Origin of the sequence: Amycolatopsis halotolerans, assembly GCF_042647905.1 — a bacterium.
GTDB lineage: Bacteria > Actinomycetota > Actinomycetes > Mycobacteriales > Pseudonocardiaceae > Amycolatopsis > Amycolatopsis halotolerans.
The window spans coordinates 53,623-75,078 of sequence record NZ_JBHRWI010000039.1 but is presented as its reverse complement, the minus strand read 5'-3'; the positions used below and the strand labels follow the sequence as shown (position 1 = coordinate 75,078).

Below are 21,456 nucleotides of genomic sequence, written 5' to 3'. Positions count from 1 at the left end.
CGGAGGAGGAACCGTGTTCGAGGACGACGACGAAACGACCATTTACGACGTGGTGGTCAACCACGAGGAGCAGTACTCGATCTGGCCCGCGGACCGGGAAATCCCGGCCGGCTGGCGCAGCGAGGGCACCTCGGGCACCAAGAAGGAGTGCTTGGCCCACGTGGACGAGGTGTGGACCGACATGCGGCCGCTGAGCCTGCGCAAGCAGATGGCCGCCGAGGCCGCGGCACAGTGAGCGCGGCCGCACTGCCCGGGTACTGCAAAGCCTTTCCGTTGGCCGAGTTCCGCCGGTTTCCCGGCTGGGCCGCGGCGGCCGCGCCGGCGCAGGCCGGTCTCGGCGACGACGACCTCGGCTATCTCGGCGACGACTTCGCGGTGCGCGCCGACCCGGTGACCGGCGAACCGCTGCTGTTCGGCGGCGACGCCGCCGGATGGCGCGAATTCTGCACCGCCGAGCTGGGTTTCGCGGTGCCCGCTGACCTCGCGGACACCGCAGATTCGGAAAACCAAGGAGGACAACGCAATGGATGAGCTGGTGCAGCGCCTTTCGGAGGGCACGCACCCGGTGGCCGTCGGCGGGCCGGTGGCGACGCTGGCCGAACTGCACCGCCGGGTCGACGAGCTGGGCTTCGTGTTCGTGAAGTTCACCGGGACCACCGGCGGCACCGACCTCGGCGTGCGGCTCGACCGCGAACGCTGCGCACTCGACGGCGCGGACTTCGCACAGGGCTCCGGCTGCGTGCACTTGGAGGGCAGCCTGGTGCTCAACGACGAACCGGTGCTCTGCGTCGCGGACATCGACCTGGCCACGCTGAGCGGCACCGGCCGGCTGATGGCGACGACCGGCGCGGGCGCGTGACTGACCACGCGCTGCTCGCCCGGCTGGAGGGGATTGGCGCCGGCTTCGCGCGGACGCCGCTGGCGCGGCTCTCGCACGAGCGGCTGCGGTTGTACGCGAAGCTCGAATTCCAGAACCCGACCGGCAGCGTGAAGGACCGCTCGGCGTACCTGATCCTGCGCCGCGCGGCCGAGCGGGGCGAGCTCACGTCGGCCAGCGTCGTGGTGGAGTCCTCGTCCGGGAACTTCGCGATCTCGCTGGCGTCGTTCTGCCGCGCGGCAGGCCTGTCCTTCGTGCCGGTGATCGACCCGAACACGAACCAGGCCACCGAACGGTTCCTGCGCGCGGCCTGCGAGCGGGTGGAGAAGGTGACCGTGCGGGACGAAAGCGGCGGCTTCCTGCTCAGCAGGCTGACCGCGGTGCGCCGGCTGCGGGCGGGCCTGCCAGACGGATACTGGCCCAACCAGTACGAGAACGCCGACGCCGCGGACGCGCACGAGCTGATGACCGGCGCCGAGCTGTGCGCGGCGCTGGAGCGGATCGACTACGTGTTCGTCGGGGTCGGCACCGGCGCGACGATCGCCGGCGTCGCCCGCTGCGTCAAACGGCTGTGGCCGCGGGCGAAGGTGGTCGCGGTGGACGCCGAGGGATCGGCGATCTTCGGCAGCCCGCCGCGCGCCCGGCACATCCCGGGACTCGGTTCGGCGATCCGGCCGCCGATGGTGGACCGTGCCGAGATCGACGACGTGGTGCTCGTCCCGGAGACCGAAACCGTCGCCGCCTGCCACGACCTGGTGCGCAAGCACGGCATCTACGCCGGCGGATCCACCGGCAGCGTCTACGCAGCGATCGAACGGTACTTCGCCGGGTACCGCGGACCGGCCCCGGTGGTCGCCATGCTGTGCGCGGACCGGGGCACCGCGTACGCGGACACCGTCTACCGGCCGGGCTGGCTCGCCGAGCGCCTGCCCGAGCCGGTGCTGAGCATCTGAAAGGGATTCCCATGCCCGAGCTGGCGCCGCCCGAACTCACCGTGATCACCGGAAGCGACGCGCGCAAGCACCTCGACGCCGCGCGCCCGGAGTGCGCCGACGTGGTCCGCCGCGCCTACCTCGTCCACGCGGCGGGGGATTCGTCGTTGCCGCACAGCAGTTTCCTGCGGTTTCCGGGGCGCGCGTCCGACCGGATCATCGCGCTGCCCGGGTATCTCGGCGGGGAGTTCGACGTCGCGGGGATCAAATGGATCGCCAGCGTCCCCGGCAACAAGAACCACGGCCTGCCGCGCGCGTCGGCGGTGCTGCTGCTCAACGACCCGGCGACCGGATTCGCGTACGCCTGCATGGAATCCTCGCTGATCTCGGCGACCCGCACCGCCGGATCCGCGGTGCTCGCGGCCGAGGCGCTGACCGGCGGGCGGACCGCGCGCCGGATCGGCTTCGTCGGCACCGGCCTGATCGCCGACCACGTGCGCCGGTTCGTCGCCGATTTGTCCTGGGACGTCGGCGGCTACCGGTTGTTCGACACCGACCCGGCCGCCGCGCACCGGTTCGCGGAGCGGCTGCCCGGCTCCGACGTGGTCGTCGCGGACGAGGTGTCCGGCGTCTTCGCGGACTGCGACCTCGTGGTGCTCGCCACCGTCGCGGGCACCCCGCACCTGCACGATCCGGAGTTGCTCGCGCACCGGCCGACGGTGTTGCACCTGTCGCTGCGCGACCTGAGCGAAGACTTGGTGCTGGGCGCGCAGAACTTCACCGACGACATCGACCATGCGATGCGCGAGCGCACTTCGCTGCACCTGGCGCAGCAGCGGGTCGGGCACCGCGATTTCGTCGCGGGCACCCTCGCCGACGTGCTGACCGGCACGGTCTCCCGCGATCCGGATCGGGCCGCGGTGTTCTCGCCGTTCGGGCTGGGCGTGCTGGACCTCGCGGTCGGCTCCTGGCTCGCCGAGCGGGTGCGCGCGGCAGGCACCGCGCAACCCGCCGCGGACTTCTATCCGGAGGTCGGCTGGTGACCGGCATCGACCCGGGCGTGGAGCAGGATGTCTTCGTCCTGCCCGCGTCTTATGCGCAGCAGCGGCTGTGGTTCCTCGATCAGCTCGAACCGGGCAGTCCCGCCTACACCGTCCCGATGGCCGTGCGGCTGGCCGGCGAGCTCAGCGCCCCGGCGCTGCGCCAGGCGCTGCGTACCGTGGCCGGCCGGCACGAAACCCTGCGGACCACGCTGGCCGACATTGACCAGTCCGGCGTGCCGAGCCAGCTCGTCGCCCCGGTCGTCGACGTCGCGCTGCCGGCGATCGACCTGTCCGGCCTGCCCGCGGCGGAGCGCGCCGAGGTCGCGGCGCGGCTAGCCGCAGCCGAAGCAACCGCACCGTTCGACCTGGCGACCGGACCGCTGCTGCGGGTCCGCCTGCTCCGCCTCGGCCGCGCGGACCATGTGCTGCTGACCACCATGCACCACGCGATCACCGACGGATGGTCGCTCGGCAACTTCGCCCGCGAGCTCGGCATCTGCTACCAGGCCGCCGTGGCCGGCAGCGAGCCGGAGTTGCCCGAGCTGCCCATCCAGTACGCGGATTACGCGGTGTGGCAACGGGAACAGCTCTCCGGCACCGCGCTGGAGCGCGAACTGGGCTACTGGCGTGACCGGTTGGCAGGCGCTCCCGTGCTGCTCGACCTCCCCTTGGACCGGTCCCGCCCGTCGCTGCCTGCGTCGCGGTCCGCGCAGGTCGCCGTGCACTGGCCGGCCGAGCTGCGCGACGGCCTCGCATCGCTCGGCCACGAGCACAGCGCCACGCTGTTCATGGTGCTGCTGGCCGGTTTCAGCGCGGTGCTGGCCAGGCACAGCGGTTCGCCGGACGTGGTCGTCGGCACCCCGGTCGCCGGCCGCGGCCGTCCAGAGCTGGACGGCATGATCGGCCTGCTGGTGAATACCCTGGCGCTGCGCACGGACGTCTCCGGCGACCCGGGCTTCGGCACCCTGCTCGAGCAGGTGCGAGAGAACTGCCTTGACGCCTACAGCCACCAGGACCTGCCGTTCGAGCGACTGGTCGAGGCGCTGCAGCCGGAACGGAACTCGCGGCACAACCCGGTGGTGCAGGTGCTTTTCGCGCTGCAGAACACGCCGGCGGCGGACCGGGACTGGCCCGGGCTGCGGTCGGTGCTGTTCCGGCGGGAGCACCGCGGCGGCACCGCGAAGTTCGACCTCAGCCTGTTCGTTACCGAGATCGGTGCGGACGGCCTTGACGTAGTGGTCGAATACGACGGCACGTTGTTCGACCACGCGACGGTCGAACGCCTCGCCGGGCATCTCCGCACGCTGCTGGAGGCTGCCGTCGCGGATCCCGTCGCACCGGTGAGCACGCTTCCGATGCTGAGCGCGGCCGAACTGGACGAAGCGACGCGGTTGGCCGACGGCGGTCCGGCGGACAGCCGGACGCCCGTACCCGAGCGGTTCCGCGCCCAGGCGGCCCGCACTCCGGACGCGATCGCCGTGCGGTGCGGGGAAACCGCCCTGACTTACCGGGAACTGGACGAGCGCGCCAACCAGTTGGCCGGGCACTTGCGCGGTCTGGGCGTGCGCGCCGAAACCCTGGTGGCGGTCTGCCTCGACCGCACGCCGGAGCTGGTGGTCGCGCTGCTGGCGGTGCTCAAAGCAGGCGGCGGCTACCTCCCCCTGGATCCGGCGTATCCGGCGGAGCGGCTGAACGCGATGCTCGCCGACAGCGCAGCCGAGATCGTCGTCACGTGTGATGCGCTGGCGGATCGGTTGCCCAGCAACGGAATACACACTCTCGCCGTCGACGGCGACGCGGCGGCTATCGCCGCACAGCCGGTGGACGGTCCGGACGCCGCGGTCTTGGGCGGGCAAACCGCGTACGTCCTCTACACGTCCGGATCGACCGGCACGCCGAAGGGCGTGCAGATCACCCATGCCAACGTGGCGGCGCTGGTGGGCTGGGCGAGTTCCGCGTTCCCCCTCGACGGGTCGGACGGGATGCTGGCCGCCACATCGGTGTGCTTCGACCTGTCGGTGTTCGAGATCTTCCTGCCGCTGAGCCTCGGTGCGCGCGTCGTGCTCGTCGACAGTGCGCTGGCGATGCTGGATACGCCGCTGCCGGACGTCACACTGGTGAACACCGTGCCGTCAGTGCTCGCGGAAGTGGTGCGGGACGGGGAACTGCCGCCCGGGGTGCGCACGGTCTGCCTTGCCGGAGAACCGCTGCCGGGATCGCTCGTCGACGCCGCGCACCAGCAGGCGGCCGTCGCAGCTGTGCACAACCTCTACGGACCCAGCGAGGCCACCACGTACTCGACCGCGGCGCTCGTGCCGGCCGATGCCGAGCTGCCGCCGGCGGTCGGGACGCCGATCGCCGGAACCCGCGCGTCTGTACTGGACCAGTGGCTGCGGCCGGTGCCGCGCGGCGTCGCGGGGGAGCTGTACCTCGGCGGCGCCGGGGTAGCCCGCGGCTACTTCCGCCGGCCGGGCCTGACCGCGGACCGGTTCGTGCCTGATCCGTTCTCCGCCGAGCCGGGGGCTCGGCTGTACCGGACCGGCGATCTCGCCCGTTGGCGTGCCGCCGGAGAGCTTGCCTTCCTCGGCCGGCGGGACCATCAGGTCAAGCTGCGCGGGTTCCGGATCGAGCCCGGCGAAGTCGAGGCGGTGCTGCGCACCCATCCCGCGGTGGCCGAAGCCGCCGTGCTGGTCCGCGAGGACGCACCCGGCGACCGCCGGTTGATCGCCTATGCGGTGCCTGCCGGTCCGGTGGCCGAAACCGAGCTGCGCGCGCACTGCGCCGACCGGCTGCCTGCCTTCATGGTGCCCGCCTCGGTTCAGCTGCTCGACCGCTTTCCGTTGAACCCCAATGGAAAGCTTGATCGCGGTGCCTTGCCTGCTCCGGCGGGCCGGGGCGAAGCGGCAGCCGACGCGCAGCCGCCCGCCGACGCCGTCGAGGCCGCGGTCGCGCGGGTGTGGGAGGACGTGCTCAGCGTCGCGCCGATCGGGGCGCAGGACAACTTCTTCGCGCTCGGCGGCCATTCATTGCTCGCGACGCAGGTCGCGGCCCGGTTGCGTGCGGACTTCGCGGTGGACCTGCCGCTGCGCGCCCTGTTCGACGCGCCGACGCCTGCCTGCCTGGCGCGCGCTCTCGCGGCGGCCGAGCCCACGCCGGGGCACGTCGCCGCGGTCGCCGAACTCCGCGGCCAGATCGATGCGTTGTCGCTGGAGGAAATCCTCGCGCAGCTGGACGACGGCGAGTAGTCCGATGACCGACCAGCACGCTCCCGACACCCGGGCCGCGGAGGCCAAGCAGCGCCTGCTTGCGCGGCTGCTGCGCGAGCGGGGCATCACGCTGCCCGATCCGGACCGGATCCTCCCGGCGGGCCGCACCGACGACCTTCCGCTTTCGTTCGCGCAGCAACGAATGTGGTTCCTGGACCAGGTCGAGCCCGGCCAGTCCACGTACCACATCGCGATGAGCGCCCGGATCGACGGACCGCTGCGGGCCGATTCGCTGCGGGCAGGCCTGAGGTCCGTCCTCGCCCGGCACGACGCTTTGCGGTCGGCGTTCCACAGCAGCGAAGGGCGGGTGCACCAGTCGGTCCGGCCTGCCGTGGCGACCCCGATGTCGGCGGTGGACCTCTCCGGGCTGCTTCCGGCGGAGGCGGAGCGGGTGCTGCCCGGCCTCGCTGCCCGGGCCGCGCAGGCGCCGTTCGACCTGACCCGCCCGCCGCTGCTGCGGCTGACCCTTTTCCGGGTCTCCGCCCGCGACCACGTGATGGTGCTCGCGACCCACCACATCGTCAGCGACGGCTGGTCTCTCGGCGTGCTGGTGCGCGAACTGGGCGAGGTGTACCTGGCGCGCGCCGAGGGCCGTCCGCCCGCGCTCGCGCCGCTGCCGGTGCAGTACCAGGATTACGCGGCCTGGCAACGGGACCGGCTGGCCGGCGACTGGCTCGAAGGCGAGGTCGCCTGGTGGCGCGGAGAACTCGCCGGCGCGCCGGATCTCGCCGATCTGCCCGCGGATTTCCCCCGGCCGCCGGTGCAGAGCTTCCGCGGCGCGACGGTCGCGTTCACCTGGCCCGCCGAGCTGGTCGAGCGGCTGCACGCGCTTGCCCGCGGCCAGGACGCGACGCTTTTCATGGTGCTGCTGGCCGGTTTCGCGGCCGTGCTGGCGCGCTATACGCGGCAGGACGACGTGGTGGTCGGCACACCGGTGGCCGGCCGCACGCGGTCCGAACTGGCCGGGCTGATCGGGCTGTTCGTGAACACGCTCGCGCTGCGCACCCAGTGCGACGACTCCGCGGATTTCCGATCGCTGCTCGCGCTGGTGCGGCGTACCTGCCTTGACGCGTTTTCCCACCAGGACCTGCCTTTTGAACGGCTGGTTGAGGCGCTGCGCCCGGACCGTTCGCTCAGCTACAGCCCGCTGGTACAGGTGTTCTTCGACGTGCAGAACACGCCCGGAGGAGAGGTCGAGTGGCCGGGCCTGCGGCTCCGCCCGTTCGCGGGCGGGGAGGCGCTGCTCGGCGCCACCGCGAAATTCGACCTCAGCATGTCGTTGCGCGAGACGCCGGACGGCCTCGAAGGCACGTTGGAGTACAACACCGATCTGTTCGCCGCCGGCACGGTACAGCGGATGGTCGAGCATTGCCGAAACTTGCTGTCCGAGGCAGTCTCCCGCCCGGCGGAACCGATGCGGAGCCTGTCGATGCTGGGCCCGCGCGAGCGGACGCGCGCCCTCGCCGCGGCACGCCCGGACCGGCCCGTCCGACCCGGACAGTCGCTGCCCGAACTCGTCGAGCAGCACGCCGAGATTCGGCCGGACGCCGTCGCGGTGACCGGCGACGGCCGGACTCTGACCTACGCCGCGCTCAACACCGCGGCGAACCGGCTGGCGCGTGCCTTGCGCGAGCGTGGGGCGGGGCCGGAAACCCGAGTCGGCGTGCTCCTGCGCCGTTCTCCGGACCTGATCGTCGCGGTGCTCGCCGTGCTCAAAGCCGGTGCCGCGTACGTCCCGGTGGATCCGGACCACCCGCGGGAACGGCAGGCGATGCTGCTCTCCGACGCGGGCGCGGCGCTGCTGATCGCCGAGGACGCGCTGGCTGACTTTCCGCTGGTCCGGCCGCGAGCACCCGAGCACTCCGCCGACAACCTCCCGGGCCGCGCTCAGCCGGGCAATCTCGCGTACGTGGTTTACACCTCCGGCTCGACCGGACGCCCGAAGGGCGTGCAGGTGACCCATCGAAACCTCGCTGCCGCCATCGAGGCTTGGCGCGCCGCCTACGGCCTCCGGTCGGATGATCGGCACCTGCAAATGGCCAGCGCCGCCTTCGACGTGTTCACCGGCGATGTGGCCCGCGCGCTCGGCTCGGGCGCGACCCTCGTGCTCTGCCAGCGGGATCTGCTGCTGGAACCGGCCTCGCTCGCCGAGTTAGCGGACGCGCACGGCATCACCTGCGCGGAATTCGTCCCGGTCGTGCTCCGGCACGTCGTCGCCGCCTTGCGCGGCCGGAGGCTCGCCGCTCTGCGATTGCTGATCTCCGGCGCGGACGCGTGGCCGGCACCGGAGTACGCGCGTGCGTGCGAGGTCGTCGGACCGGGCGGCCGGGTGGTGAATTCCTACGGGGTCACCGAAGCGACCATCGACAACACTTGGTTCGAGTCCGGCTCCGCGCTGGACGGCGCGCTCACTCCGGTCGGCGGTCCGCTCGGGCACAGCCGGACACACGTGCTGGACCGCACCGGCAACCCGGTTCCGCCGGGCGTGCCGGGAGAACTGTTCCTCGGCGGCGACGCAGTGGCTCGCGGCTATCTCGACCGGCCCGGCCTCACCGCCGCCCGGTTCGTCCCGGACCCGTTCGGCGAACCCGGCGCCCGGGTCTATCGCACCGGCGATCTCGTGCGCCGGAACGCCCGCGGCGACCTGGAATTCCTCGGCCGGGCCGACCATCAGGTCAAGATCCGGGGGCACCGGGTCGAACCCGGCGAGGTGGAGGCGGTGCTCGATGCGCACCCAGCGGTGGCCGCCTCGGTCGTCGTCGCGCGCGCCGAGTCAGGGACCGACGCCCGGCTGGTCGGCTACGCCGTGGCCGCGCCCGGCGCCGAACGCAGCGGTCTCGAGGAGACACTGCGGGCGCACACGGCGCAGAGCCTGCCGCCCTACCTGGTGCCGTCGGCGATTGTGCTGCTGGACCGGATGCCGTTGAGCGCCAACGGAAAGGTGGACCGCAAGGCGTTGCCTGCGCCGTCCGCTCCCGCGCCCGCCACCGTGCGCACCGCCCCGTCGACGCCCGCCGAGCAGGCGATCGCCGCGGCGTGGGCCGAGGTGCTCAGCCTCGACGCGGTCGGCGCGGAGGAGAACTTCTTCGCTCTCGGCGGCGACTCGATCGTGAGCCTGCAGGTAGTCGCCCGGGTCCGCGCCGTGGGCTGGGCCGTGACCCCGAAGCAGGTGTTCGAGCACCAGACGGTGCAGGCGCTCGCCGCGGCTGCCCGCGAGATCGCGGCGACCGAGGTCCAGCAGGCAGAACAGGGTGCGGTGACCGGCCCGGTGCCGCTTACTCCGATCCAGCTCGCCATGCTGACCGAGCAGTGCCCGCCGGTGCCGGATCACTACAACCAGGCTGTTCTGCTGCGGGCGCGCCGCCCGACGTCGCCGTCGGCCGTGGAAGCGGCGTTGCGCGAACTGCTGCGGCACCACGACGCCCTGCGGCTGCGCGTCGAGCGGACCGGCTCGGGCTGGCGGCAGGAACAGGCCGGGCTCTCCGGGATCCCGGAGCGGATTCTGACCGTGGAGAACCTTCGCGCGGTGCCGGAAGCCGACCGGCCTGCCCGGATCGCGGCAACGGCGGAACGCGCGCAAACCGGGCTCGACCTCGCGGCCGGCCCGCTGATCGCCGCAGTCTATTTCGACCTCGGACCGGACGACTGCCGGCTGCTTCTGGTGGTGCACCACGTGGCGGTGGACGGCGTGTCCTGGCGCATCCTCCTTGAGGACCTCGAATCGATGATGGCGCGAGGCCCGTCCGCCCTGCCGCCGAAAACGACCTCGTTCCGCGACTGGGCACACCACCTGCACCGCTACGCGCAGAGTTCGGAGATACGCGGGGAAGCGGATTACTGGGCCGGACTGGCCGGCGTCGCGGCGATTCCGCTCGACCTCCCGTCCGCCGAACCGCCCACTGTGTCCACAGTGGACGTTGTGCGCACCAGGTTCGGCTCCGACGAGACGGCAGCCCTGCTGCGCCAGGTGCCGCAGGCATATCGAACCCGGGTGAATGACGTCCTGCTCGCCGCGCTCGGACAGACGCTGGGCGAGTGGCTCGGCGCGTCGCGGGTGGTCGTCGAGCTGGAAAGCCACGGCCGGGACGCCGCGCCCGACGACCTCGACCTGTCACGCACGGTCGGCTGGTTCACCAGCTTTCACCCGGTGCTGCTCGAGCTGGGCCCGGACGGCGATCCCGGCGCGCTCCTGAAGCGGGTCAAGGAAGCTCAGCGCGCGGTGCCGCGCGGCGGCATCGGCTACGGCCTGCTGCGCTACCTGGACCGCACGCCGGAGCTCCGCGCCGCGCACCGCCCGCAAGTCGCGTTCAACTATCTGGGCCAGTTCGACAGTTCCTTCCATCCCGGCTCATGGTGGGAGCCCGCGCCGGAGCCGGCCGGGCGGATGCACGACCCGGACGAGCCGCGGGAGAACCTGCTCGACGTCACGGCCGCGGTCAGCGGCGGGCAGCTCGAAGTCGCCTGGGGCTACAGCACCACCGTGCACTTCCCGGAGACGATCGAAGCGCTCGCCGCCGCCTTCGCTGATCGGCTGCGCGCGCTCATCGCGCACTGTTGTGCGCCGGGGGCCGGCGGGTGGACGCCGTCCGACTTCCCGCTGTCCCCTTTGGACCAGGAAGCACTGGACCGGGTCCTGGCCGGTGTCGAGGGTGTCGCGGACGTCTGCCCGCTGACCCCGATGCAGGAAGGCATGGTCTTCCACAGCGAACAGGGCGGCGGGCTCTACGTCGAACAGTTCACCTGCCGCCTCGATGGCCCGTTGGACCCGGCAGCGCTGCGTGCGGCGTGGGAAGCGGTCGTGCAGCGGCACCCGGTGCTGCGCACCTCCGTGCACTGGGCGGGGCTGCCCGCTCCGGTGCAAGTGGTGCACGACGCGCTCCGTCCGGAATGGACGGAGTTGGACTGGCGCGACACGCCCGCCGCCGAGCACCAGCACCGGCTCGACCAGTTCCTGGCGGACGACCGCACACGCGGTTTCGCGCTGGACCGCCCGCCGCTGCTGCGCTTCGCGCTGATGCGCCTCGCTGCCGACGACCACCGGTTCGTCTTCAGTCATCATCACCTGCTGCTGGACGGCTGGTCCTTCCCGAGGGTGACCGGCGAGGCATTCCAGCGGTACGAGGCCGCGGTCCGCGGCGTGCCCGCGGAACTCTCTCCGGCGCGCCCGTTCCGCGACTACCTGGCCTGGCTCGGCGAGCAGGATCAGGCGCGAGCGGAGTCGTACTGGCGCGAGCTGATGGCCGGCTACCGGCCGCCGGTCGAGACCAGCCACGAGAACAGCGGGGAACCGGGTTGCCAGGAAGCCGAGCTCCCGGCGGCTTCGACCAGGAAACTCGCCGAACTCGCGAAGCGTTGCCACGTCACGCTCAACACTGTGGTGCAAGCGGCGTGGGCAGTGCTCACCGCGTGCCGGCTCGGCTCCGACGACGTGGCGTTCGGCATGACGGTCTCCGGGCGTCCGCCGGAATTGCCCGGCGCGGACGACATCGTGGGCCTGCTGATCAACACCGTGCCGGTCCGGGCGGTCCTCCGGACCGGGCAGCCGGTCGGCGAGTGGCTTTCCGACGTCCAGCGGCAGCTCACCGAATCGCGCCAGCACGAGCACACGCCGCTGGCCCGCATCCACGCCCTCAGCGAGGCGCCGCGGGACCGCGCGTTGTTCGACAGCGCGGTCGTGTTCGAGAACTATCCCGCGTCCCGCACCGGCAGCGGTGACGAGACCGGCCTGCGCGTCCGCGAAGTGCGGACCGATGCGCAGACCAACTACCCGCTGACGCTCGCCGCAGCACCGGGCGAGGAACTGCGCCTGCAGCTGTGGCACGAGCGAGGGCGTTTCGACGGCGACGCGGCACGAACGCTGCTGGACCGGCTTGTCCGGGTTCTCGACGGCATGGCCGCGGCTCCCGATGCGCCGGTGGAAAACCTGATGACGCTCCCGGCCGACCAACGCAGGATGATCCTGGAACAGTGGGGCCGGACGCCGGGCGGGCCGCCTGCCGACCAGTGCGTGCACGAGCTGTTCGCCGGCCAGGCGGCCCGCACCCCGGACGCGCCCGCACTGCGGCACCAGAGCGGAACGGTCACCTACCGGGAGCTGGACGAACGGGCGAACCGCCTCGCTCACTGGCTGCGGGCGGCCGGGGTCGGCCCCGAGGACCGGGTTGCTCTGCTCCAGCAACGCGGAGTGGAGCTGATCGTTTCTACGCTGGCGGTGCTCAAGGCGGGCGGCGCGTACGTTCCGCTGGACGCTCGCAGTCCTGACGACCGGCTGGCCGCGATGGTCCGGCGCTGTGCCGTGAAAGCCGTCCTCACCGACCGGGCCTCAGCGGCCCGGAACGTCGCCGGATCCGCCGCGGTGCGCGTGGTCGACACGGCAGCGGACCGGACCGATTTCCCCGCTGCCGCGCTGGATCTTCCGGCCTACCCGGCCGGCCTCGCCTACGTGATGCACACGTCCGGTTCCACGGGCGCGCCGAAGGGCGTCGCCGTCACGCACGCGGACGTCGTGGCTCTTGCCGCCGACTCGTCCTGGGCCGATGGCCATCGGCGGGTCCTTTTCCACTCGCCGCACGCATTCGACGCGGTCACCTACGAAGTCTGGGCGCCACTGCTGTCCGGCGGCGAAGTAGTCGTCGCACCGGCCGGCGACCTCACGATCGACGACCTGGGCGAACTCGTCGCCGCGCACCAGGTGACCGCGGCTTTCCTGACCTCCGGGCTGTTCCGCGTGCTTGCCGACGCCGCACCGTCCGCGCTGGCCGGCCTTCGCGAGCTGTGGACCGGCGGCGACGCGGTGCCCGCCGACGCCGTGCGCCGCGTGCTGGCCGCATGCCCCGGTCTCGCGGTGACGGACGTCTACGGGCCCACCGAAACCACGACCTTCGCCACCCGGTTCCGGATGACCGACAGCGAGACCGTGCCGTCGTCGGTCCCGATCGGGCGTCCGCTGGACGGCATGGCCGTGCGGGTTTTCGACGCGCGGCTGCGGCTGGTGCCGCCCGGCTCGGTCGGCGAATTGTTCGTCGCAGGCTCGGGGGTGGCCCGCGGTTACCTCGGCCAGCCCGGCTTGACCGCCGACCGGTTCCTGCCGGACCCGTTCGGCGGCTCGGGCTCCCGCATGTACCGGACCGGCGACCTGGTGCGCTGGACCGCTGACGGCGTGCTGGACTTCGTCGGCCGGACGGACGACCAGGTCAAGATCCGCGGCTTCCGGGTCGAGGTCGGCGAGATCGAAGCGGTGCTGCGCGCGCACCCCGCGGTCCGGGAGGCGATCGTCGTCGCGCACCGGGACGAACAGGCAGGCTGGCGCCTCGTCGCGTACGTCGTGGGCGACGGCAGTGCGGACGACTTGGGCGCGCATTGCCGCTCGGCGCTGCCGGACTACCTCGTCCCCTCGGCGGTGGTGACGCTGGGCGAACTCCCGTTGACCCGCAACGGAAAAATCGACCGGGACGCGCTGCCCGCGCCTGCCGGTCCGGCGCTCGCGGCGGATTACGTCCCGCCGCAGACCCCCGTGCAGGCGGTGATCGCCGCGGTCTGGCAAGACGTGCTGGGCGTCCCGCGCATCGGCGCGCACGACAACTTCTTCGACGCGGGCGGTCATTCCATGGTCGCGTTGCGGCTGGTGGGGGAGTTGCGCCGGGTTCTCGGCCGCGCGGTGTCGCTGGCTGACCTGTACGGCAACCCGACGCCCGCGGAACTCGCCGAGGCACTGGAGCAGCCGCGCGAGGGCTGGCCGCGCTCGATCATCACGTTGCGGGCCGGAACCGCCGGGCCGCCGCTGTTCTGCATACACCCGAAGAACGGCACCGTCTTCTGCTTCACCTCGCTGGCCCGCGTGCTGCCCGGGGAAAGCCCGGTCTACGGCGTGCAAGCGCACTCTCTCGAACTGGCGCGCGCACCGCACGAATCGATCGAAGAGATGGCTGCCGCGTATGTGGCGGACATCCGGAAGGTGCAGCCGGAGGGTGCGTATCACCTGTGCGGATACTCGCTCGGCGGTCTGGTCGCATACGAGATGGCCCGGCAATTGCGCGCGGCCGGGCACGAGGTGACGCGTCTGGTTCTGCTCGACAGCAGTCCCGACCTCGGGCCGGACTTCCCGTCTCTCGCCGAATTCGAGGCGATGGACGACGTGCAATTCCTGGCAAGCGAGTTCGCCGAACACCTGCCGGTGACCGAAGCGGGGCTGCGCGCGCTGCCCGACGACGAACGGCTGCCGCACGTCGTCGCGCTGGCCGGCGAAGCGGGGCTGCTCGCCGAGCACATGGACCTGCGCACGATGCGCCAGTACGTGGACATCGCCCGCGCGCACACCCGGGCCGCGCTGGCCTACCGTCCGCGGCCCCATGCCGGAGCGGCGTTGCTGCTGCGCTGCGTCGACCCGGACGAACCGCCGGACAGCGATCCGGCGTGGGGCTGGGGCGAACTGGCCCGCGGCGGCCTCGAGGTCCGGTTGGTGCCGGGCAGCCATCTGACCATGCTCGACCCGCCGCACGTCGCGGTACTGGCCGAGCACCTGCGCACCCCGCCGGCCGGCGGACGGCACCCCAGCGAGAACGGACAGGCGATGCGGACATGACTTCCGAGAGCGGCAAGGCCGTCGAGGTGACCGGGCTGACCAAGGTCTACCGCACCGGATCGGGAACGCGCCGGGTGGTCGACGGCCTGCACCTGGCCATCGAGCACGGCCAGGTGCTCGGCCTGCTCGGCGTGAACGGGGCGGGCAAGACGACCACCATCAAGATGATCTGCGGACTGGTCACCCCCACCTCGGGCGAATTGCGCGTCAACGGCTGCGACGTGCGCCGCTCGCGGCGGCGCGCGATGGCGCAGATCGGTGCGGTTCTGGAAGGCACCCGCAACATCTACTGGCAGCTCTCGGCATGGGAGAACCTTCGGTATTTCGCCCGGCTCAAGGGTTCCCGGGGCACGGCCTGGCGGGAGCGGGCCGAGCATCTGCTGCGCGACCTGGAGCTGTGGGAGCGCAGGCACGAGCCGGTCACCCGGTTTTCCCGCGGCATGCAGCAAAAAGTGGCGATCGCCTGCGCGCTGATCGGCGACCCGCCGGTGATCCTGCTCGACGAGCCGACGCTAGGACTGGACGCGCAAGCCTCGCGCACCGTGCGACTCTGGGTGGACCGGCTGGCCCGCGACGAGGGCCGCACCGTGCTGCTCACCTCGCACCAGCTGGAGGTCGTCCAGGACCTGTGCGACCGGGTGGCGGTGATCCACCAGGGCCGGATGCTGATCGACAAGCCGGTGAAGGAACTGCTGGCGCTGTTCGGCAAGGACAGCTACGAAATCCGGCTGGGCGGGCATCTCGACGCCCGTGAACCGGCCTGGCGGGACCTGGAGGTCGTCGCGCGGGACGGCGAGATCACCCTCTCCGGCGAGATCAACGACCAGGAGGAACTGCACGAACTCCTGGCGCACGCGCGCAGCCGGTCGCTGACCGTGCTCGGGATCAACCGCCTCGAGCCGACACTGGAGGAAGTCTTCTTGCGAGTGGTCCAGGACGAGCAGGAGCTGCGACGATGAGCGCGGCGGTGCACGTGGTGCTGGCCGAGGCGCGCAAAGGCCTGCGCGTCAACTGGTACTACAAGTTCAACATGGTGATGCAGCTCGTCACGCTCACCGCGATCTTCCTCTTCCTGGTGTTCTTCCTCGGCCACGGCTCGATGGACCGCGGGCAGCTCACCTCGGCGCTGCTGGGCTACGTGGTGTGGTTCTATGCCGTGAACATGGTCAGCTGGGTGGGCATCGACCTGGTCAGCGAGGCGCAGACCGGCACCCTGGAACAGATGTGCATGTCGGTGAGTCCGCCGGAGCTGCTGCTGGTCGGCCGGGCGGTCGCGGCGCTGGTCACCACCACTGGCCTGGTCGCGGTCCTCGACCTGGTGCTGCTGGCGAGCTTTGGCGTCTCCGTCCCGGTGTCCGGCGGCGGCCTGCTCATGCTCGCCCTGACGCTGAGCGGCCTTTTCGGTTTCGGCCTGATGATCGGCGGCGCGATGCTGGTCTTCAAGCACGTCGGGGCGCTCGCGAACCTGATGATCAACATGATCATCTTCACCAACGGCACGTTGCTGCCGGTGGACGAGTTCCCGCGCTGGCTCACCACGATCGCCAACAGCCTGCCCAGCACGCAAGGGGTCACCATGCTCCGCGAATCGGTGCTGCAGGGCCGGTCGCTCGGCGCGATGTGGTCCGACGGAGGACTGCCCGGGCTGCTCCTGAACACCGCGATCTACGTCGGGCTCGGCGTGCTGGTGTTCGAGGTGGGCATCCGGAGGGCACGGGTGCGCGGGTCGCTCGGCCAGTACTGAGCGGAGCTGCCGAACGGTGCCGCAGGGACCGGACCGGGACCGTTCGCCGCCCGCCCTGCTCCGCACTCCGTCTCGGTGCGCAGCGATCCGGGAAGGTCCCTAGCGGCAACACGGTTCCCGCAAGGGACCTTCCCGGTTTCCCCGTCCTGCGAGGGCATTTCGCGGATCCCGCGCCGGAACCGGAGCAACGCACAGTGCGCCGCACCCACCGGTGCGGCGCACTGTGCGGTTTCGCCGGTTCAGCTCGCGAGCGCGGGCTGCTCCCGGACCGCCTCGATCACCTGGTTGCCGCGCCGGTAACGGAACACGATCCGCGGCGCGGGGCCTGCCGGGTCCAGCACCATGCTCTGCTCGTGCGTCCAGCACAACGGGCGGAATTCGCGGTCCCCGATGTGGGCGAGGGCGGTCTCGTGCTCGCCCAGCCGCAGCACGAGCCGGTCGTCCTGCACACGCAGTTCGCCCTCGGCGTCCTCGCCGGAATCCCATTCTTCCGCGGTGGGCAGGTCCGGATGCGGTTTCAGGAACGCGGCCGGCATCCGGATCGTGCCGTGCACGGTGCGCAGCTGACCCGGCAGCGCGCGTTCTTCCCGGAAGAACATCACCTCGTCCTCGGGGATCCGCGCGCGTACGTCCGCCGGGAAGAGGTCGAATAGCCCGGGCGCAACATAACAGTCGATGATCAGGTGGACGCGCGCCGCGGAACCGCGATTGTAGAGTGAATGCGGAAGCCCGAAATTCGCGTACCAGAATTCGCTCGGCTTCCACCGCTGGTCGGCGCCGTTGATGGTCAGCACCGCGTCGTCGCTGGTTTCCACCGGAATGTGCAGCCGCACCCATCCGACCGGCAGGCCGTACGGGCTGTCGGTGTGTTCCTGCACCTCCGCGCCTGCCGCCAGCGAGCTGAACCGCACGCCGCGGATCGGCACGTCCATGCTGTCGAGGATTTCCCGCACGTACGGGGTCAGCTCCAGGTAGGAGGTGTCGGCGAAGTCCTCCAGACCGCCTGCGTTGCGGCCGATTTTCTCCAGGTCGCCGCCGGGGCAGCGCAGCACCAGCACGTCCCAGCCGGTCTGGTCGCCCTCCGCCCGCTCCGTGTCCTCGGCGGCCGGGTTGGCGTGGATGAGGAAGTGTTTTTCCACCGCGGCCAGGTCCGCGCGCAGCCGCTCCGGGTCGATGACGGGCAGCAGCTTGACCGCATCCGGCGGGCCGGCCTGCGCGGCCGGCCGGATTGCCGTGGACGTTCCCATGTGCTCGCCTTTCACCGGTGTGCACCGGATATCGGGGATTCGCCGGAAGCGCGGCGGCGCGCCTATTCGCGCCGTGCGCATTATGCCGGTTAGCGTACTACGGAAAAATGGTCCGCGGGACAGTTTTCCGATTGCGGCCAATTACGGTTATTGCGCTCGCCGGCCGCGCCGGAGACGAACTCGGCGTATGCTGGCGGGCGATGGCAAATCCCGAACCGCTCGGCGCGGGAAGCGTGCTGTGGGACGTCGCGGGGGAGCTGCGCGCGTTTCTCGTCATTCCCTCCACCCTGCTGCTCCAGGTGATGCATCCGGTGGTCGGGGCGGCGGTGAGCGCGCATTCGGCGTTCCGCACCGACCAGTGGGGCCGGGCGAGCCGCACGTCGGATTCGATGCTGCGCTACATCTACGGCGGCGAACTGGCCCTCGCCGAGGCGCGTCGGCTGCGCGAACTGCACAAGCCGTTCCAGGGCGTGGACGAGCACGGCCGCCGCTACCACGCACTGAACGGCGCGGCCTATGCCTGGGTGAACGCGACGCTGGCAGAGCGGTATTTGACCTCGTGCGCGCTGTTCGGGCCGAAGCTGTCGGTGCGGCAACAGGAACGGCTGTACGCCGATTCCGTCCAATTAGGACACGTGCTCGGCGTTCCCGGTCGCGAGATGCCGCCCACGCTGAGCGAGTTCCGCTACTACTTCGCGACCATGATCAGGGAGCGCCTCGAACGCTCGGACGCGGCGCTGGCAGTGCTGTCGGACTTGCGCGACCCGCCGCCGCCACCGGCTGTGCCGCCCGCGCTGTGGCGGTGGCCGGGCCGGGTTCTCGGCCGTGCCGCCGGTTTCCTCACAGTCGGCACGTTGCCGCCCGAAGTGCGCGATCTGCTGGAACTGCGGTGGACGCCAGCCGACCAACACCGCTTCGACCGGTTCGCGGCCGGCGTCCGCACCTGGGCGCCCTGGCTGCCGGAGAGGCTGCGGTACGTCCCGGCAGTGCGGAGAACGCTCAGGCGGGCGGCCCGGGAAGGCGACTCCCGGACCGCCCGCGTGGCGGATGAATCAGGTTCAGAGTGAGGCGGCCCGTCCGCGGCCTCCGCGGGAAACCGCGGCCGCCGCGCCGAACACCAGCAGACCGATCAGCATCGCGGTGATCAGCGTGATGCTCGCGTACGTTCCGACGGAATCGACTTCCGCCCGGTGGCCCAGCAACTGCCAGATCCGGTCGCGCAGCACCGCCGCGGCCGGCAGCGTCAGCGCGCCGGCGATCACCGCGACGCGGGCGGCCTGCCGGATGCGGCCGGGCCGGGCCGCATCCGCGCCCCGGGGCACCGCGATGTGCAGGACGGCGTTCGAGATCAGGCAGAACGCCAGGAATCCGCCGAACCCGACGAGCACGCTCATGCCGTACAGCAGCGGGGGTTCGCCGCCCTCGCCGAGCGCCTGCATCGAAGCGACGCCGATGCCGGCGAGTGCGCTGAGCAGCACCGCGAACGCGACGATGTGGTCGCGCACGAATCCGAGCGGCCGGTCGAGCCGCACGCCGGCGATGCGGCGGACCAGTTCGGCAAGGTCGTCGAGCCAGTCGCCGTCCGGACGGCCGGATTCGGTGTGCGGCAGCTGCCGCAGCGCCGTCCGGTGCAGCGTGAACGACGTCGCGGCGAGCAGCGCCAGCGGGAGCAGGCTCGCGACCAGGCCCGGCGTCTTCGCGTCCCACCGGTCGCGGTCGGCCGCCAGCACGGTCGCGACGACGTCGGTCAGCACGGTCAGCGCTACCAGCGCCGAGCTGACCAGGCAGCCGCGCGCGAGCTGGTTGATCCGGAACACCGGCTGCGGCTGCCCGCGCCGCCACAGCGAGGCCCGAACGGCGAGCAGCACGGTCATCGCGGGCACCAGGAACTCGGTGAACGAGATCATCCCGTGGTACGGGTCGTCCTGCCACGGTGTGCTGGCGCTGATGCCGGGGAACTGGGTAGTCGCGTACGCCCACGCGGTGAACACGACCCCGGTGAGGATGCTGCACCACAGCGCCCATGCGGCGGGACGGCGGGCCGGGTGCCCGGCCGGGATTTCCAGTGCGTCGGTCGTCATGGCGAACACCTCGTCAGCTGTTGATGTCGCGTCGGGCGAACAGGACCAGCGCCACGACGTCCAGCAGGACGAACGGGACGGTCGCGTGCAGGACCGCGGCGGCCGGGCCGGTGTGGTAGCCGATCACGCCGAGCGTGAAGTCCTGCAGCAGGTTTCCCGGCAGCCACTGATCCAGCGTTTCCGACCGGCCCTGGAGCACTTTCTCGGCGGGAAGCACCCAGGCGATGGTGATGGCCAGCGCCGCGGGCACCGACCGGGTCAGCACGCCGACGGCGTGCCCGAAAATCGTGAGCGCCACGCAGGCGAGCGCGAACTGCCCGGTCGCCACGGCCATGTCCCGCGCGGTCGCGGCTTCGCCGAAAAGCTCGCTGGCCGCGTACGAAACCAGGCCGATCAGCACCGCGGCGCCGAGCGCCACGGTCACCGAGGCGGCGAGCTTGCCGCCGAACACCGAGAGCCGGGACGGCCGCGAGATCAGCCACGGCCGGATGGTGCCGGTGGAGAAGTCGTTGGCGGCCACCACCGCGCCGCGGCCCATCAGCAGCGTCGCGGTCAGGATCGCCACCTCCCGGAACCCCCACAGCGGCGGATGGCCCTGCGGGCCGGCATTGCTCATCGAAAACAGGGTGAAAGCGATGCACAGCACCAAGAACACCAGGGTGGTGCGGCTGCGCGCGCGCAGGAGTTCGGCGCGGTAGGTGGTCATGAGCGGGCTCCGGCGATCGCGACGTGGAAGGCTTCTTCGAGGGTCGGTGCGAGGTGGGTCAGTTCGATCAGTTCGATGTCGGCTTTGACCGCGGTGCTGAAGATCTGCTGGGCGATGGAGTCGGCCGCAAGGTCGGCGACCGCTCGGATGCCGTCGTCGGTCTGTGCGGCGTCGATCTGCTTCTCCCGCAGCAAAGCGGTCAGCCGAGCGGTCTCCGCTCCGTCGGAGCCGGCGACCCGCACCCGCAGCGTCGGCGGGCCGACGAACGAATCGAACGGGCCGTCGTAGAGGATCCGGCCGCCGTGCAGCAGGGCCAGCGCATCCGCGGTGCCTTCGAGTTCGCGCAGCTGGTGGCTGGAAACCACCACCGCGGTGCCCTCGTCGGCGACGGTCCGGATCATCGTGCGCAGCTGCACGATGGCTTCCGGGTCGAGGGCGTTCGTCGGCTCGTCCAGCAGCAGCAGATCCGGCGAGCCCAGCAGCGACTGCGCCATCGCGACCCGCTGCCGGTAGCCCTGCGAGAGCGTGCCGGCGCGGCGCTTGAGCACGTCGCCGATCTGCGCGAGTTCCACCGCCCGGGCTACCTCGGCGGCGTCCGCTCCGGTCAGTATCCGGTGCATCTCCAGGTTGCGCCGGACGGTCAGCCCGTTGAACAGCGCGGGGGCCTCGATCATCGCCGAGAGCGCGCGTCCGCCGTCGCGGGACGGCCGCACCGTCACGGTGCCTTCGGTCGGCCGGATGAGCCCGGTGACGATGCGCATGAGCGTGGACTTGCCGGCTCCGTTGAGCCCGACCAACGCGGTGACCTGTCCGCGCAGCGGCGCCCAGGACACCGATTGCACCGCGGCAGTGGATCCGAACCTCTTGGAGACGGTGTCCAGGACCACTGGTGTGTCGTTTTCCACCATGGCTCGGATAGTACACGGCGCGTACGACGCGGCGCGTACTAGTATGTTGAGGGGCGAGCAAGGGAGAACGG

At 71.4% G+C, this 21,456-nt stretch carries 14 protein-coding genes; 10 read left to right on the top strand and 4 right to left on the bottom strand.

All coding sequences use genetic code 11. The features are described from left to right. Nucleotides 1-13 precede the first annotated feature (13 nt). From ACFORO_RS29400 to ACFORO_RS29360, 9 genes are read left to right on the top strand one after another with little or no spacing between them, the layout of a single operon-like run. Nucleotides 14-235, top strand: coding sequence for an MbtH family protein (locus ACFORO_RS29400; RefSeq protein ID WP_377872252.1), 222 nt, complete (start codon nucleotides 14-16; stop codon nucleotides 233-235). Next, nucleotides 232-531: a hypothetical protein gene (locus tag ACFORO_RS29395; RefSeq protein WP_377872251.1), complete on the top strand. Its 300-nt coding sequence runs from the start codon at nucleotides 232-234 to the stop codon at nucleotides 529-531. Before ACFORO_RS29400 ends, ACFORO_RS29395 begins: the two co-directional genes overlap by 4 nt. Next, nucleotides 524-859 (top strand): hypothetical protein, encoded by a 336-nt coding sequence (locus ACFORO_RS29390; RefSeq protein ID WP_377872249.1) that lies wholly within the window; start codon nucleotides 524-526, stop codon nucleotides 857-859. The genes ACFORO_RS29395 and ACFORO_RS29390 overlap by 8 nt, the downstream gene beginning before the upstream one ends. Next, entirely contained in the window at nucleotides 856-1,830 is a 975-nt protein-coding gene (gene sbnA, locus ACFORO_RS29385; RefSeq protein ID WP_377872248.1) for a 2,3-diaminopropionate biosynthesis protein SbnA, read from the top strand. The genes ACFORO_RS29390 and sbnA overlap by 4 nt, the downstream gene beginning before the upstream one ends. An 11-nt stretch (nucleotides 1,831-1,841) precedes the next feature. Then, nucleotides 1,842-2,852, top strand: coding sequence for a 2,3-diaminopropionate biosynthesis protein SbnB (sbnB, locus tag ACFORO_RS29380; protein ID WP_377872247.1), 1,011 nt, complete (start codon nucleotides 1,842-1,844; stop codon nucleotides 2,850-2,852). Continuing rightward, nucleotides 2,849-6,097 carry a non-ribosomal peptide synthetase gene (locus tag ACFORO_RS29375; protein WP_377872246.1) on the top strand — a complete coding sequence of 1,083 codons (3,249 nt, stop codon included), beginning with the start codon at nucleotides 2,849-2,851 and terminating at the stop codon, nucleotides 6,095-6,097. Before sbnB ends, ACFORO_RS29375 begins: the two co-directional genes overlap by 4 nt. Before the next feature lie 4 nt (nucleotides 6,098-6,101). Beyond that, a complete protein-coding gene (locus tag ACFORO_RS29370; RefSeq protein WP_377872244.1) occupies nucleotides 6,102-14,699 on the top strand; it encodes an amino acid adenylation domain-containing protein in 8,598 nt (2,865 codons plus the stop codon). Further along, nucleotides 14,696-15,658 (top strand): ABC transporter ATP-binding protein, encoded by a 963-nt coding sequence (locus ACFORO_RS29365; protein ID WP_377872243.1) that lies wholly within the window; start codon nucleotides 14,696-14,698, stop codon nucleotides 15,656-15,658. Before ACFORO_RS29370 ends, ACFORO_RS29365 begins: the two co-directional genes overlap by 4 nt. Next, nucleotides 15,655-16,443 carry an ABC transporter permease gene (locus tag ACFORO_RS29360; RefSeq protein WP_377872241.1) on the top strand — a complete coding sequence of 263 codons (789 nt, stop codon included), beginning with the start codon at nucleotides 15,655-15,657 and terminating at the stop codon, nucleotides 16,441-16,443. Before ACFORO_RS29365 ends, ACFORO_RS29360 begins: the two co-directional genes overlap by 4 nt. Before the next feature lie 239 nt (nucleotides 16,444-16,682). On the opposite strand, the gene ACFORO_RS29355 is transcribed toward ACFORO_RS29360, so the two are convergent. After that, nucleotides 16,683-17,690, bottom strand: coding sequence for an aspartyl/asparaginyl beta-hydroxylase domain-containing protein (locus ACFORO_RS29355; RefSeq protein ID WP_377872240.1), 1,008 nt, complete (start codon nucleotides 17,688-17,690; stop codon nucleotides 16,683-16,685). A 200-nt stretch (nucleotides 17,691-17,890) separates the two neighbouring features. Between ACFORO_RS29355 and ACFORO_RS29350 the strand changes: the two genes are divergently transcribed. Beyond that, entirely contained in the window at nucleotides 17,891-18,757 is an 867-nt protein-coding gene (locus ACFORO_RS29350; RefSeq protein WP_377872239.1) for an oxygenase MpaB family protein, read from the top strand. Here the strand turns inward: ACFORO_RS29350 and ACFORO_RS29345 are convergent. From ACFORO_RS29345 to ACFORO_RS29335, 3 genes are read right to left on the bottom strand one after another with little or no spacing between them, the layout of a single operon-like run. Continuing rightward, entirely contained in the window at nucleotides 18,749-19,771 is a 1,023-nt protein-coding gene (locus ACFORO_RS29345) for a hypothetical protein (protein ID WP_377872238.1), read from the bottom strand. The two genes, ACFORO_RS29350 and ACFORO_RS29345, sit on opposite strands and share 9 nt — an antisense overlap. Before the next feature lie 13 nt (nucleotides 19,772-19,784). Further along, on the bottom strand, nucleotides 19,785-20,477 hold the full coding sequence (locus ACFORO_RS29340; RefSeq protein WP_377872237.1) for a hypothetical protein: 693 nt from the start codon (nucleotides 20,475-20,477) through the stop codon (nucleotides 19,785-19,787). Then, on the bottom strand, nucleotides 20,474-21,385 hold the full coding sequence (locus tag ACFORO_RS29335) for an ABC transporter ATP-binding protein (protein WP_377872236.1): 912 nt from the start codon (nucleotides 21,383-21,385) through the stop codon (nucleotides 20,474-20,476). Before ACFORO_RS29335 ends, ACFORO_RS29340 begins: the two co-directional genes overlap by 4 nt. Nucleotides 21,386-21,456 lie beyond the last annotated feature (71 nt).

Coding starts and splice junctions, on each gene's coding strand:
- ACFORO_RS29390 (WP_377872249.1), top strand. CDS start 524: ATGGATGAGCTGGTGCAGCGCCTTTCGGAGGGCACGCACCCGGTGGCC.
- sbnB (WP_377872247.1), top strand. CDS start 1,842: ATGCCCGAGCTGGCGCCGCCCGAACTCACCGTGATCACCGGAAGCGAC.
- ACFORO_RS29370 (WP_377872244.1), top strand. CDS start 6,102: ATGACCGACCAGCACGCTCCCGACACCCGGGCCGCGGAGGCCAAGCAG.
- ACFORO_RS29365 (WP_377872243.1), top strand. CDS start 14,696: ATGACTTCCGAGAGCGGCAAGGCCGTCGAGGTGACCGGGCTGACCAAG.
- ACFORO_RS29360 (WP_377872241.1), top strand. CDS start 15,655: ATGAGCGCGGCGGTGCACGTGGTGCTGGCCGAGGCGCGCAAAGGCCTG.
- ACFORO_RS29355 (WP_377872240.1), bottom strand. CDS start 17,690: ATGGGAACGTCCACGGCAATCCGGCCGGCCGCGCAGGCCGGCCCGCCG.
- ACFORO_RS29350 (WP_377872239.1), top strand. CDS start 17,891: ATGGCAAATCCCGAACCGCTCGGCGCGGGAAGCGTGCTGTGGGACGTC.
- ACFORO_RS29345 (WP_377872238.1), bottom strand. CDS start 19,771: ATGACGACCGACGCACTGGAAATCCCGGCCGGGCACCCGGCCCGCCGT.
- ACFORO_RS29340 (WP_377872237.1), bottom strand. CDS start 20,477: ATGACCACCTACCGCGCCGAACTCCTGCGCGCGCGCAGCCGCACCACC.
- ACFORO_RS29335 (WP_377872236.1), bottom strand. CDS start 21,385: ATGGTGGAAAACGACACACCAGTGGTCCTGGACACCGTCTCCAAGAGG.